Below are 12,708 nucleotides of genomic sequence, written 5' to 3'. Positions count from 1 at the left end.
CTCCTGTCTTTACCGGGCAGCGTGACCGCTGTTGTCAATCACCTGAAAACCTTAGACGAATATTGCCCGCTTCGCGTGTTGAATATCCCATTTTGCGCAGAACCAGACAAATTACCGCGTTCTCAGGCAGGCTGCAGGACGTTTGATAATTTGTTGTGGGAATGAAATCGGTCTAATTATTATCTTAAATAATTATATTTGCATTTTATATAATAAACGTCGGGCGAGTCGATGAAATAATAATGTGAGGCGGGTTGTGTTTCTCTCGTTAATAATAAAGGAATTATTCTGCCCGGTTCACACAAGTTAAAATTCATAATTCAGTTATCAAAAAACATAATAGCGTTCCTGCCTGTATTTGTACGAAATGGCGAAACTCAATCATTGGGTATTTCCTTTTTAATCAGGACGGAATCTATGAAATTAAAGAAAATGGTCATATTGACAGGTGCGCTCTATTCCGGGGCGCTTTTAGCCGCCCAGTCCTCAGCAAGCGTGGAGGAAAAGCTGGCGCAGCTGGAAGCGCAAATCGAAGTGCTTAAGCAGCAACAGGCGACGGTACAGCAGGCAGCGACGGTCACCGTGCAGTCAGAGGAGCCGGTCAACAACGAGGCGCCGCCGAAACTGACGCTGTCAGGTTTTGGCGATATTAAATTTTATGGTGACGTTGAGCTTAATATGGATGCTGCCAGTAAAACGGGTAGCCTGACGTCTGTTAAGCAAAGCGCTAATAACGACTGGGCACCCGGGGATAAAGAACGCTGGGATATTAATGGCCGTATTCTGCTGGGTTTTGATGGTTATCGTAAAATGAATAACGGCAATTATGCCGGATTCTCCGTTCAGCCGCTCGGCGATCTTGCTGGGCAAATGTATCTGGATGACGCCGTATTTTTCTTCGGCTCTGAAAAAGACTGGGAAATTAAGGTTGGCCGCTTCGAAGCGTATGATATGTTTCCGCTCAATCAGGATACCTTTGTGGAATACTCGGGCAATACGGCAGACGACCTTTACAGCGACGGCTACGGCTATATCTATATGCTGAAAGAGGGACGTGGCCGAACCGACAGCGGCGGTAACTTCCTGGTGAGCAAAACGCTGGACAACTGGTATTTCGAACTGAATACCCTGTTTAAGGACGGCAGCGATCTGTACGTCGACCAGCGTTATCACGGCGCGGAGCTTGAGAACGATAAAAACGTCGCCTACGTGCGCCCGGTTGTCTCATGGCAGAGCGGACCGTTTTCAACCGCGTTCGCTATGGAGACCAACCTGGTAAACAACGCTTACGGCTATCGTGACGATGCCGGGCGCTGGGTCGATCAGTCAGACCGGACCGGCTACGGGTTTACTATGACCTGGGACGGACTTAAAACCGATCCGGAAAACGGGGTGGTCATGAACTTCAACACGGCTTACCTGGACGCGACGGGCGAAACCGACTTTACCTCAGGCATCAATGCCCTTTGGCGTAATTTTGAGCTGGGCTATATCTATGCTCATAACGAAATCGACGAGTTTAATACCTCAACCTTTGACGCCGAGTGTGAAAACGACTGCTGGATCAGCGACCCGGGCGAATACGACATTCATACCATCCATACGTCGTACCTCATTCCGAACGTCATGAAGATGAAAAACTTCAACATCTATCTGGGCGCGTATGCGTCCTGGGTCAACGCCTCTCCAAAAGAGGGTGACAATAAAAACGACGATCGCTACGGCGGACGCGTACGCTTTAAATACTATTTCTGATGCCGTACGCCAGTCAGGCTTCTTCCGGAGTCTGGCTGGCTTCCCGCAGCGTGCCCGGCGCATGGCCAATGATGCGCTTAAATGCCCGGCTAAAAGCCGCCAGCGATCCGTAACCCAGCCGCAGCGCGACGGTTTCGATCGGCTGGTTCTCATGACGAATATACTGAATGGCCAGCCGCATTCTCAGCTCGCTGAGATATTTTGCCGGGGTCGTTCCCGTCGCCGCGAGAAACCGTTCCGCGAAAACGGATCGGGATGTCCCGGCTTCTTTTGCCAGATCGGCGACGCTCCAGTTCAGGCCTGGCTGCTGGTGCATGGCGTAAATGGCCCGGCTCAGGCGCGGGTCGCGCAGCACCTGCACCCAGCCGGTGGCTTTGCCACAGCCGCCTTCAACCCAGCCCCGCACAATTAACGCCGCCACCACATCGGCCAGCCGCGCAAGGATCCCGGCATACCCGGCCTGACGCGCCGCGGATTCCCGCTCCATCGCCGCCAGCAGCGGATGAATTTCCGGCCAGGTGGACATCAGCCGGCTGACCATCATCACTTCCGGCATCGCCTTGATCAGCGGCTGCATGCCGCCCAGCTCAAAATCCATGCATCCGCTAAAGATAAGGGTGTTCTCGCTCTCCGGGCAGGGCTCGCAGGTGATAGCACAGACCGAGCTGCAGATAGGCTCGCTCGGAAAGGCGTTGACAGGGGTAAGGGTGGCCTGTTCGTCAGAGAGCAGGGCATGGGAATTCCCGCCGGGGATAAAGAGGGCGTCGCCACCGCTCAGTTCGAACGTTGCACCGCTCTCCATGCGCAACAGGGCGCTACCGTGGCTCACAAAATGAAACTGCGCCCTGCCGGGAGCCTGATGAAACGCGACGCCAAATGGCGCACTGGCTTCAATCCGCCGGTATTTCACGCCTGACAGGCGCATGCCGCGTAAAAGTTCGCTGATCAAATCGGGTGACTGGACGGTCATGGCGCAACTCCGGACGAATAATCAATAAGTGGAGATTATATGTCATAGATCGTCCAGGGTGAACCTTCTATTCTTTTGCGACACTAGTCACATTTTTATAACGGGAGATCAACAGATGAGTTCATGTGTCGCGGCGAGCGAGGCGGTAGCGCCTGCAAAACCCGCCTGGCGGGCCGTCTATTCACTGGGGCTGGGGGTATTTGGTTTGATTACGGCCGAATTTCTGCCCGCCAGCTTGTTAACCCCCATGGCCGCGAGCCTGGGCGTTACCGAGGGGATGGCTGGACAAGCTGTCACCGCCACCGCGCTGGTGGCGCTGGTCACCGGACTGCTGATCACCCCGGCAACCAAGAGTATCGACCGCCGCTGGGTTCTGATGTTTTTCTCGGTGCTGCAAATTATCTCCAGCCTGCTGGTGGCCTTTGCGCCCAATCTGCACGTCCTGCTAATGGGGCGCCTGCTTCTGGGGATAGCGATCGGGGGATTCTGGGCGATGTCGACGGCCACGACGATGCGCCTGGTTCCGGCAGATAAAGTGCCGAAAGCGCTGGCGGTGATCTTCTCCAGCGTGTCGATTGCCACGGTAGTCGCGGCGCCGCTGGGTAGCTATCTGGGCAGCCTGATCGGCTGGCGCAACGTCTTTGTGCTCTGCATTCTGCCGAGCATGCTGGCGCTGCTGTGGCAGCTCTGGGTGCTGCCGTCCATGAAGCCGGAGAGCAGCGGTAGCCTGAGTACGCTGTTCCGCGTGCTGCGCCGTCCGGGGATGATCGGCGGCATGCTGGCAACCATCCTGATCTTCAGCGGCCATTTCGCTTTCTTTACCTACCTGCGTCCGTTCCTGGAGACGGTAGGCCAGGCGAGCGTGGAGACCATTTCACTGATCCTGCTGGGCTTTGGTATCGCCAACTTTGTGGGCACCTCCGTGGCCGGGCATCTGCTGGCACGTAATCTGCGCCTGACGCTGGCGCTGGTGCCGTTTGCGATGGGCGTTCTCGCACTCATGATGGTCGCCTTTGGTCATCTGGCCATGCTGGACGGGCTGCTGGTTGCGCTGTGGGGCTTTGCATTTGGCCTGGTTCCGGTGGGCTGGTCCACCTGGCTTGCGACCACTGTTCCGGATGAAGCCGAAAGTGCAGGGGGGCTGCTGGTGGCCTCAATCCAGCTGGCGATAAGCGCCGGTGCGGCCGGAGGTGGGGCAGTGTTTGATCTTAACGGCGCCAGCGGCGTGTTCGCGGGCAGCGGTTTCCTGCTGGTAACGGCGATGGTGATTGTGTTTATGGGTGTGAAAGTGAAAGCGGAGTGATTTTTTGCCGGGTGAGCGTTCGTGCCACCCGGCCTCAGGTTTACAGCCCTTTCTTATCCATCAGCACCGCCAGATCCACCAGGCGATTAGAGAAGCCCCATTCGTTGTCATACCACGCCAGGATCTTCACCATGTTTCCACCAATGACCAGCGTGGAAAGCCCGTCGATAATTGACGAGCGCGGGTCGCCCTGGTAATCGCTGGAAACCAGCGGTTCATCGCTGTAGCCCAGGATATCTTTCAGGGGGCCGCTGGCGGCCGCGTTGCGGAACGCGTCATTCACCTCTTCGGCGGTCACGTTGCGGCTCAGCGTCACGGTTAAATCGACAATCGACACCACCGGCACCGGCACGCGCAGGGAGTACCCGGTCAGCTTGCCGTCCAGGGAGGGGATCACTTTCCCCAGCGCTTTCGCCGCGCCGCTGGAGTAGGGCACAATCGACAGCGCCGCCGCGCGGGCGCCGCGCAGATCTTTTTCCGGCTGATCGTGCAGCGCCTGGCTGTTGGTGTAGGCGTGCGTCGTGTTCATCAGGCCATGCTCAATCCCGAACTGCTGGTGCAGCACCTGAGCGGCTGGTGCCAGACCGTTCGTGGTGCAACTCCCGTTGCTTACCACCGCGTGCCGGTCGGGATCGTACTGATCATGGTTGACGCCCATCACAATCGTCAGGTCGTCGTTTTTCGCGGGAGCGGAAATGATGACGCGCTTAGCGCCGCCGTGGGTGATATGCACCGCCGCTTTCTCCCGTTCAGTGAAGAAGCCGGTGGCTTCAATCACCACGTCTACCCCGGCATCACGCCACGGGATATTCGCCGGATCGCGTTCGCTAAATACGGCGATCCGCTGGCCGTCTACCTGCAGCGCGCCGTCAGCCGCTTCAACGGGCGCGGGCAGCTTGCCCAGAAGGGAATCATGTTTCAGCAGATGGGCGAGGGTTTTACTGTCTGTCAGATCGTTGATGGCCACAATCTGAAGCGCCGGGTTGCCCAGCGCCGCGCGCAGGACATTACGTCCGATACGGCCGAAACCGTTAATACCGACCTTAACCATGGTGCACTCCTTATCTCTGTTGTCTGGAGTCACTGTAGGCGTCGGGCCGCTTGGCGTAAACGACAAAAAAGGATCAGATTACGCCATCTTGCGGCAGTGAAAGCGCTGGCGGTATTCGCCGGGCGTGAGGTGAAGCTGTTTCTCAAAGATGCGGCGCAAGTTAATGCTGGTACCAAAGCCGCTTTGCTCAGCAACGCGCTCAAGGGGATCGCGGGTCTGTTCAAGCAGCTGGCGGGCGGCGGCCAGACGCGCTTCGGTCACGTAGCGGGCAGGCGAGACCCCGGCCTCGCGGGTAAACACGCGGGTGAAGTTACGCGGGCTCATCGCCGCTTTCTCGGCCAGGTTCTCCACGCACAGATCGGCGGTGAGATTCTGCAGGATCCAGCTTTGCACCTCGCCTATCGGCCCTGCTGTGCCGGGCTGCTGCAGGCTGTAGCGGCTGAACTGCAGCTGTCCGCCGGGACGTCGCAGATACATCACCATATCCTGCGCCACGTCGCGGGCGAGGGTAAATCCGTAGTCGTCCTCCACCAGCGCCAGGGTCAGGTCGAACCCGGAACTCACGCCGCCAGAGGTCCAGATGGGGCCGTCCTGAATGTAGAGTGGGCCGCCTTCGACGGTGATAGCCGGATATAGGGTTTGCATGGTCTCCAGCAGCCGCCAGTGGGTGGTGGCGCGACGACCGTCCAGCAAGCCGGTCTGGGCCAGCAGCATCGCGCCGCCGCAGATAGAGGCGATCCGCCGGGCGTGCGGCGCAGCGAGGTGCAGCCAGTCGACTACGGCGGTGCTCTCCTGCTCGTTCATACCGCGTCCGGTGATGATAATGGTGTCCAGCGGTTCGCGCGGATCCAGCTCCGGAAGCCGATAGTCCGCCAGCAGGTTCAGACCGGACTGGCCGTGGATCACCTGGTGAGGCTGCGTGGTGGCGATGATAATCCGGTAGCGGGGCTGCGCAAGCCCTTCCGGATGCAGCCGGTTGGCCTGCATCAGAATGTCGGCGATACCGGCGGCTTCAAACAGCATGCCGCCGTCGGGAACGATAATCAGGATCTTCTTCATGTCCTGAAAAGTACCTTTAATACAGAATAAGTCAAGCGACGCGTGCGCTCTGTGTTTCTGGCAAAGCAAAGCGATTTAAGTTCTTTGTTATTTCAGGCGTTATCCCCGATCTTCAGGGCTCTGTCTCTGGCGAAACGGCGTCTGAAGGAATGGGTAAACGAAGCTCCCTCTATTTACATCCACAACAACGCAATCAAATCCACCGCCTCGCGTCGGGTTTCTTGTGGCGAAGCGAACTGCCCACCTGGCTGTTAATGTTCACGATTTATGCGGGCTGGTTTGCCACGCTGGCGTTCTGGCAAACGCTCGGCCTGCTGCCCGCCACGCTGCTGCTCATCGGGTTTACCGCCTGGTACATGTCGTTGCAGCATGAGCTGATCCACGGGCATCCCACCCGTTTTGCCTGGCTTAACCAGCTGTTCGGCACGCTCCCGCTGGCGGTCTGGTACCCGTACGGCCTGTACCGGGATTCCCATCTGGCCCACCATCGGTACGATAGCCTGACCCATCCGGTGGATGACCCGGAGTCGTACTATTTTACCGAGGCAAGCTGGGCGCGCTTTTCCCCCTGGCAGAAGCGCCTGATCCGGGCCCGTAATACCTTTGCCGGGCGGCTTCTGCTGGCGCCGCTGCTGGATATCGTTCAGACGCTGGGCAACGCCGTGGCGGCGTTTCGTCATCTTCACCTGCGGGCGATGACGATGTGGCTGGTTCACATTACGCTGCTGGCGGCACTCTTCGCCTGGATGACGGACGTTGGTTTTTCACCCGTCTGGTTTGTGCTGGCGGTCAGTTATCCGGCGCTGGCGCTGACCAAGGTACGATCGTTTTTCGAACATCGTGCGGCGGACGATCCGCTGGCGCGCTCCGTCATTAACGAGGCCGGGCTGTTCTGGCGGATACTGTTTTTGAATCTCAACTATCATTCAGTACATCATGATCTACCGGGCGTGCCATGGTACGGACTGAAGGCGATCTACCAGCAAAACCGGGAGGCGTACCGGGAGCGAAACCGCGGTTTTCTGGTCAGGGGCTACGGTGAATGGCTGCGCCGGTTCTGGCTCAGTCCCGTCGACGTCACCGTTCACCCCGGAAAGCAACAGGGAGAAGGGTATGAGTAACCTGCTGGCGTTTCCCATGTATGCGGTGGATCGCGCCGACACGCGTGCGCTCTGGCTGGCGGTAAAGGGGCTGCTGGCCGCACGCGGTGTGCCCGTCGATGATGTCCCCGACGGGCCGGAGTCCGATCTGCTCACGCACTGGCAACAGCCCGGGCTTATCCTCAGCCAGACCTGCGGTTACCCGCTGGTCACGCAACTTCCGGACGTGCAAGTTGTCGGCTGTTTTCACTACGCGGCCACGGGCTGCGAAGGGATCCAGTACCGCAGCTTTCTGGTAGTGCGCGAGGCGGATCGGCATCTCACGCTGGCGGATTTTCGCGGCCGACGGGCGGTCTGTAACTCTGCGGACTCGCAGTCCGGCTACAATGCGCTGCGAAAAAAAGTAGCGCCTCTGGCGGCGGACGGTCCGTTTTTCGCGCAAACGTCCTTTAGCGGCAGCCATCGCCAGTCGCTGAAGGATGTCAAACGCGGAGCAGGGGATATCGCGGCCATCGACTGTGTCACCTGGGCACTGCTGCAGCGTCACGAACCGGAAGGTCTGACGGGGCTGGCTGTCATTGACCGTACCCCGCTGACGCCAGGGCTGCCGCTCATTACCTCGCCCCACACTTCGCCTGACACCCTGAACGCCCTTCGCGATGCGCTCCACGCGCTGGTGAGTTTGCCGGAACACCGGGCCGTTTGCGACGCGGTACTGATTGAGGGGTTTAGCGTCGTGACGCGTCAGGCCTACGCCTCATTGCTGGCGTGATAAATCTCCTGCGCGTCGGTAAAGCAACGCAGCGCCAGCGAGGAGACCGGTTTTTGCCTGCGCATAATCAGGCCGACAGGGGCCTCAATGTTCGCATCGGCGATGGGGACAATCCTGAAATGGCTGTTCAGATCTTCCAGTCCGTTGTTCAGCGGCATCACGGCGCAGCATACGCCGCTTTGCACCGCCTGAATGATCTGGAACGTGGTGTCGCTCTCGAAAACGGACCTCGGTTCAATGCCAGCAGACTGAAAGCTGGCCTCCATATGCGCCCGGTAATGCATCCCTTTGGTCAGGAACCCCAGCGGAAAATCCGTCAGGTCGCGCCAGGTCAATCTCTCCTGGCCGAGCTGGAAATGGCGGACGTCATGCAGCAGGCCCATCTTCGTTTTGGGAAGCTGGATAATATCGAACTGGCTGGTGTCGATGCTGTTGAGATAGCAAATCCCCAGCTCAAGCTGATTGCGGCTGACGCCGTCGGCAATCTGCGCGGAGGACATGGAATAGAGGCTATAGGTCAGCTCCGGGTATTTTTGCGTCAGCAGGCGAATAAAGATCATCGGATCCACACTCGCCAGCGGCACCATCCCCAGACGGAGTTCACCCACCACCTGGCCTTTGCACAGCGCGGCTTCCGCCTGTAGCCCGTCATGCGCGGCCAGCAGCGCGCGGGCCCATGCGAGGATGCGTTCACCCTCCGGCGTAAACCCTTCAAAGCGCTGCCCGCGCACAATCAGCACCAGCCCCAGCTCCTCTTCCAGGCTGCGGATGCGCATGGAGAGGGTCGGCTGGGTGATGTTGCACTGCGAGGCCGCCTTGCCAAAATGGCGGGTCTCGTCGAGTGCGATTAAATATTTTAACTGTTTAATATCCATCTTTTTCTTTGCGCGAACAGCCTTACAGCATGCGGATCTCTTTTGAGCGCAGGGTGATGCGAACCGGAACGGATTTATACGACGGCGTACCGCTGTCCTTATCCAGATAATCAAGCGGTACCAGCACGTTGGCCTCCGGATAATAGGCCCCGACGGTCCCCGGCGCGATGTTGTACGCCACCACGGTAATGTCTTCCAGACGCTGTCCGTTGCCGGGCAGGGCGGTTTCGATATCCACGCGGTCGCCGTGTTCCAGCCCTGACTGCGCCATATCGTCTTCGTTCATAAACAGCACGTCGCGACGGCCAAACACGCCACGGTAGCGGTCATCCAGCGCGTAAATGGTGGTGTTGTACTGGTCGTGGCTGCGCAGCGTGATCAGGCGCAGAACGTGCTCACCTTCACCGCTGGCGTTCTCATGTACGCCGTCGAAGACCGAGAACATCGCTTTTCCCGTCGCCGTTGGCCAGAGACGTTGCGTTGGCGGCAGCGGCATACGGAAGCCGCCGGGAACGCGGATCCGCGCGTTATAGTTCTCAAAGCCCGGAATGGTCTGCTCGATCAGATCGCGGATCTGGTCGTAATCCTCAACCAGCGTCATCCAGTCCACGCGGGTATCCGGCAGGGTGGCTTTCGCCATGCCCGCGACGATAGCGGGTTCCGAGCGGAGTAAAGGCGAAGCGGGTTTTAGCTTGCCGGATGAGGCATGGACCATCGACATCGAGTCTTCGACGGTAATGGACTGGCGGCCGGTGGCCTGAATATCCAGCTCGGTACGGCCAAGACACGGGAAAATAAAGGTCTCTTTGCCCACCAGCAGATGGGTACGGTTCAACTTGGTCCCGACGTGAACGCTCAAATCGAGGGAGCCCATGGCCGGAAAGCCGCGTTCATGATCGGGCATCGCCACCGCAAAATTACCGCCGAGGCAAATGAGCGCTTTTGCGCGGCCGTCGATCATCGCCTGCGTGGCCTGCACCGCGTCATGGCCGTGGTGAGACGGTGGCTCAAAGCCGAAAACCTCCTTCAGACTGTTCAGGAAGGCTGGCGTGGGCTTCTCGCTAATCCCGACGGTACGGTTCCCCTGCACGTTTGAGTGACCGCGCAGCGGGCATATTCCCGCGCCGGGCTTGCCGATATTCCCGCGCATCAGCAGCACGTCAGCGATCAGGCGGACGTTAGCCGTCCCTTTATTGTGCTGGGTAATGCCCATCCCGTAGGTAATGATGGTGGCATTCGATTTCGCATAGGCCTCAGCCACCTGTTTGAGCGCCGCCTGGCTCAGACCCGACTCGCGCTCAATGTCGTCCCAGCGGGTGTGTGCGATATCGTCGGCAAAGTCCTCAAAGCCCTGGGTGTGTTCGGCAATAAACGCGCGATCGAGCACGTCCCCGCGTTCGGCCTCCATTTCCAGCAAGTGTTTGGCAATCCCTTTCAGCGCGGCGGCATCGCCTCCGGCCTTCACCTGGAAATAGGTCGAGGCGATATCCGTGGAGCTATAGGTCGCCATTTCAATTACGCTCTGCGGATCCGCAAAACGTTCCAGAGCGCGCTCGCGCAGCGGGTTAAAGACGATAATCGGCACGTTGCGGCGGGCCAGCTCGTGGAGGGTCCCCATCATGCGCGGATGGTTAGTGCCGGGGTTATGGCCGATGGAGATCACCAGTTCAGTCTTATCAAAGTCATCCAGCGAGACGGTCCCTTTCCCAATCCCGATCGAACGGGGCAAACCGACGCTGGTGGCCTCGTGACACATATTCGAGCAGTCGGGGAAGTTGTTGGTGCCGTATTCGCGAGCAAACAGCTGGAACAGATAAGCCGCTTCGTTAGAGGCGCGTCCGGAGGTATAGAACTCGACCTGGTCCGGCTCGAGCCCGCGCAATACTTCGCCGATGCGTTGAAACGCCGCGTCCCAGTCGACGGGGCGGAAGGTGTCACTCGCCCGATCATAGCGCAGGGGGTGCGTGAGCCGACCGTAGCCTTCCAGCTCAAAGTCCGATTTTGCCAGCAGCGAGGAGACGCTGTTTTCGGCCAGAAACGCGGGGGTGACGCGTTTGCTGGTTGCTTCCCAGGTCACCGCTTTGGCGCCGTTTTCGCAGAACTGGAACGTCGATTTGTGTTCTTTATCAGGCCACGCGCAGCCCGGGCAGTCGAAGCCGTCAGGTTGGTTGGTGCGCAGCAGCGTCGCGGGGGCGTCAAGGGTATCCATTTGGGTGCGTACCGCAATGGCCGTTGCTTTCAATGCGCCCCAGCCGCCGGCAGGGCCGTCATAGTGTCTGATGCCTGGCACCGAGCGTCTTTTCTTGTTCATACCCACTCCTGATTTGTTCGATCACACAACGCCTGAGCTCAAAAAATCACTGACGAGAGCAATAGGTGAAAGCAATGACGACCGAATGGCAACGCACATACGGAACGGAAAAGTGCCTTAACGCAAACTCTTTTTATTACAGTAATTTATCTGGTCTGGTGTTTAAATATTTAAAGAAATTATAACGAATTTTTATCATTTTAATAATAAATCTTATCTATCGTCCGGTAGGCGAGATAGATGGCGGTGAGCAGGAAAGTATGTAGCGCCAGTAAAACTTCGAATGAAGCTGATGCGCTGGGGATATCGCCGCGATTCGCGGCTGGTGGGCTGCTCGAGGCATTTTTCAATTGAGAGAATGGCAGGAAGGTTTACTCACGCTTAATGAATAATAGATATAAGGTATACCTGACAGTGGAATTATTACGGCCGAAAATATACGCTTTTTTTGCGGCATGAAATTAACATCTTGCTGCATAAGTGAAATATTCTCACCCAGGCGATGAAGCGTCTTCAATATTAAAGATACCCTGTTAGTGCAACAAATAATTCATCAGAGATATATTCCTTTGACATCAAAAAAACGCGAATTCTACTAATTATGGTAGTGGCGATAATAGCGTGATTGCGTTAATGAAAGTGGTTCTCCTTTGTGTTTTTTAATATATAAAACATAAAGTTATGTCGTTTTGTGGTGAAGAAATAAGAAAGGGTGGGCCATAACGTTTTTTATCATAGGATTAATCCTATAATTTTCCGACTGCTTCATTTACCAACAGTTACGCGGCGGTAAATATTGAATTGATACGAAGCTCATGTAAACTTGTTTACCGTTTGTCAAAATATGTCAGGAAGACACTGGGCCTTATTCTGAAAGGCTCGTGCGGTAGCTATGCCCTTAAAGTAGTAACGCCCCGAAAATATCCTGGCTATTTTAACAATAGCACTTAAGTCAAACTTCATCCCCTTATCTCCATCATCGAAATATCGCTACGGAAAAGCATATGAAAATGCGCGTACTGTTTTCACTTCTGTTTGTAATGGCGGTGGCGGGCTGTAAAGCACCGCAGAAACCTGTGATCAACGACGATACGATCGAGACCAGCCAGGTCAACGGCGTCACCTTAACCCACCGTCACGCTGTGACGGCGCCGACGGAGTTCAACCCGGTTAACGAGCCGTATCGTGCCATGTATCCGGCCTCCCTGATGAGCCGTCCTGACTTTGGCGGTAAAGTTATCCGCACTCTCGAGACCGGAAAAACGTACGTGGTACTGGGGCAGGTTGAACACTACTGGATGGCGCTTGCCGATGAAGGTAACGAACAGCTGATTGGTTACGTTCCGATGCGCGCTGTTATCAAGGCCGACCAGTACGAAGCCACCGTGCGTAAACAGGCTATTCGTCCAAAGGCGCGTAAAAAAGCGACCTGTGTTGATGTCGACGGTAACAGCAAAGCCTGCAAAGACAGCGCTAACGGTACCTGGATCCTGAACTAAACGGCTTTCATGA

General features: G+C 57.0%; 10 protein-coding genes. 5 read left to right on the top strand and 5 right to left on the bottom strand.

The genetic code is table 11. From position 1 onward, the window contains the following. Positions 1-417 precede the first annotated feature (417 nt). Positions 418-1,755: a carbohydrate porin gene (locus ABFV38_RS13095; protein ID WP_048029459.1), complete on the top strand. Its 1,338-nt coding sequence runs from the start codon at positions 418-420 to the stop codon at positions 1,753-1,755. Between the two features lie 13 nt (positions 1,756-1,768). Here ABFV38_RS13095 and ABFV38_RS13090 read toward each other — a convergent pair whose 3' ends face one another. Continuing rightward, positions 1,769-2,725, bottom strand: coding sequence for an AraC family transcriptional regulator (locus tag ABFV38_RS13090; protein WP_048029460.1), 957 nt, complete (start codon positions 2,723-2,725; stop codon positions 1,769-1,771). Positions 2,726-2,840: 115 nt separating this feature from the next. On the opposite strand from ABFV38_RS13090, the gene ABFV38_RS13085 reads away from it, so the two are divergent. Continuing rightward, positions 2,841-4,028: an MFS transporter gene (locus tag ABFV38_RS13085; RefSeq protein WP_032675011.1), complete on the top strand. Its 1,188-nt coding sequence runs from the start codon at positions 2,841-2,843 to the stop codon at positions 4,026-4,028. A gap of 40 nt (positions 4,029-4,068) precedes the next feature. On the opposite strand, the gene gap is transcribed toward ABFV38_RS13085, so the two are convergent. Further along, positions 4,069-5,079, bottom strand: a complete 1,011-nt coding sequence (gene gap / locus ABFV38_RS13080; protein ID WP_048223692.1) for a type I glyceraldehyde-3-phosphate dehydrogenase — start codon at positions 5,077-5,079, stop codon at positions 4,069-4,071. Positions 5,080-5,157: 78 nt separating this feature from the next. Continuing rightward, entirely contained in the window at positions 5,158-6,138 is a 981-nt protein-coding gene (locus tag ABFV38_RS13075; RefSeq protein ID WP_167211231.1) for a helix-turn-helix domain-containing protein, read from the bottom strand. A gap of 149 nt (positions 6,139-6,287) precedes the next feature. Between ABFV38_RS13075 and ABFV38_RS13070 the strand changes: the two genes are divergently transcribed. After that, a complete protein-coding gene (locus tag ABFV38_RS13070; RefSeq protein ID WP_348957403.1) occupies positions 6,288-7,259 on the top strand; it encodes a fatty acid desaturase in 972 nt (323 codons plus the stop codon). Beyond that, a complete protein-coding gene (locus ABFV38_RS13065; RefSeq protein ID WP_348957402.1) occupies positions 7,252-8,010 on the top strand; it encodes a PhnD/SsuA/transferrin family substrate-binding protein in 759 nt (252 codons plus the stop codon). Before ABFV38_RS13070 ends, ABFV38_RS13065 begins: the two co-directional genes overlap by 8 nt. On the opposite strand, the gene ABFV38_RS13060 is transcribed toward ABFV38_RS13065, so the two are convergent. Together ABFV38_RS13060 and ABFV38_RS13055 are read right to left on the bottom strand one after the other, a co-directional pair. Beyond that, a complete protein-coding gene (locus ABFV38_RS13060) occupies positions 7,989-8,885 on the bottom strand; it encodes a LysR family transcriptional regulator (RefSeq protein WP_348957401.1) in 897 nt (298 codons plus the stop codon). The two genes, ABFV38_RS13065 and ABFV38_RS13060, sit on opposite strands and share 22 nt — an antisense overlap. A gap of 22 nt (positions 8,886-8,907) precedes the next feature. Further along, on the bottom strand, positions 8,908-11,196 hold the full coding sequence (locus ABFV38_RS13055; protein WP_348957400.1) for an FdhF/YdeP family oxidoreductase: 2,289 nt from the start codon (positions 11,194-11,196) through the stop codon (positions 8,908-8,910). A 1,004-nt stretch (positions 11,197-12,200) separates the two neighbouring features. Here ABFV38_RS13055 and ABFV38_RS13050 point away from each other — a divergent pair. After that, complete coding sequence (locus tag ABFV38_RS13050; RefSeq protein ID WP_023344390.1) at positions 12,201-12,695, top strand: hypothetical protein; 495 nt, start codon at positions 12,201-12,203, stop codon at positions 12,693-12,695. The last annotated feature ends 13 nt before the right edge of the window (positions 12,696-12,708 follow it).

The organism is Enterobacter cloacae complex sp. Mu1197 (assembly GCF_040059225.1).
In the GTDB taxonomy this organism is placed as follows: Bacteria; Pseudomonadota; Gammaproteobacteria; order Enterobacterales; family Enterobacteriaceae; genus Enterobacter; species Enterobacter quasiroggenkampii.
Note: the sequence above shows the minus strand (reverse complement) of the source record. Positions and strands in the feature narration are given on the sequence as shown.

Excerpts from the sequence above, each read along its gene's own strand:
- ABFV38_RS13085 (WP_032675011.1), top strand. The coding sequence starts at position 2,841 with ATGAGTTCATGTGTCGCGGCGAGCGAGGCGGTAGCGCCTGCAAAACCC.
- gap (WP_048223692.1), bottom strand. The coding sequence starts at position 5,079 with ATGGTTAAGGTCGGTATTAACGGTTTCGGCCGTATCGGACGTAATGTC.
- ABFV38_RS13050 (WP_023344390.1), top strand. The coding sequence starts at position 12,201 with ATGAAAATGCGCGTACTGTTTTCACTTCTGTTTGTAATGGCGGTGGCG.
- ABFV38_RS13055 (WP_348957400.1), bottom strand. The coding sequence starts at position 11,196 with ATGAACAAGAAAAGACGCTCGGTGCCAGGCATCAGACACTATGACGGC.
- ABFV38_RS13070 (WP_348957403.1), top strand. The coding sequence starts at position 6,288 with ATGGGTAAACGAAGCTCCCTCTATTTACATCCACAACAACGCAATCAA.
- ABFV38_RS13090 (WP_048029460.1), bottom strand. The coding sequence starts at position 2,725 with ATGACCGTCCAGTCACCCGATTTGATCAGCGAACTTTTACGCGGCATG.
- ABFV38_RS13075 (WP_167211231.1), bottom strand. The coding sequence starts at position 6,138 with ATGAAGAAGATCCTGATTATCGTTCCCGACGGCGGCATGCTGTTTGAA.
- ABFV38_RS13060 (WP_348957401.1), bottom strand. The coding sequence starts at position 8,885 with ATGGATATTAAACAGTTAAAATATTTAATCGCACTCGACGAGACCCGC.
- ABFV38_RS13065 (WP_348957402.1), top strand. The coding sequence starts at position 7,252 with ATGAGTAACCTGCTGGCGTTTCCCATGTATGCGGTGGATCGCGCCGAC.
- ABFV38_RS13095 (WP_048029459.1), top strand. The coding sequence starts at position 418 with ATGAAATTAAAGAAAATGGTCATATTGACAGGTGCGCTCTATTCCGGG.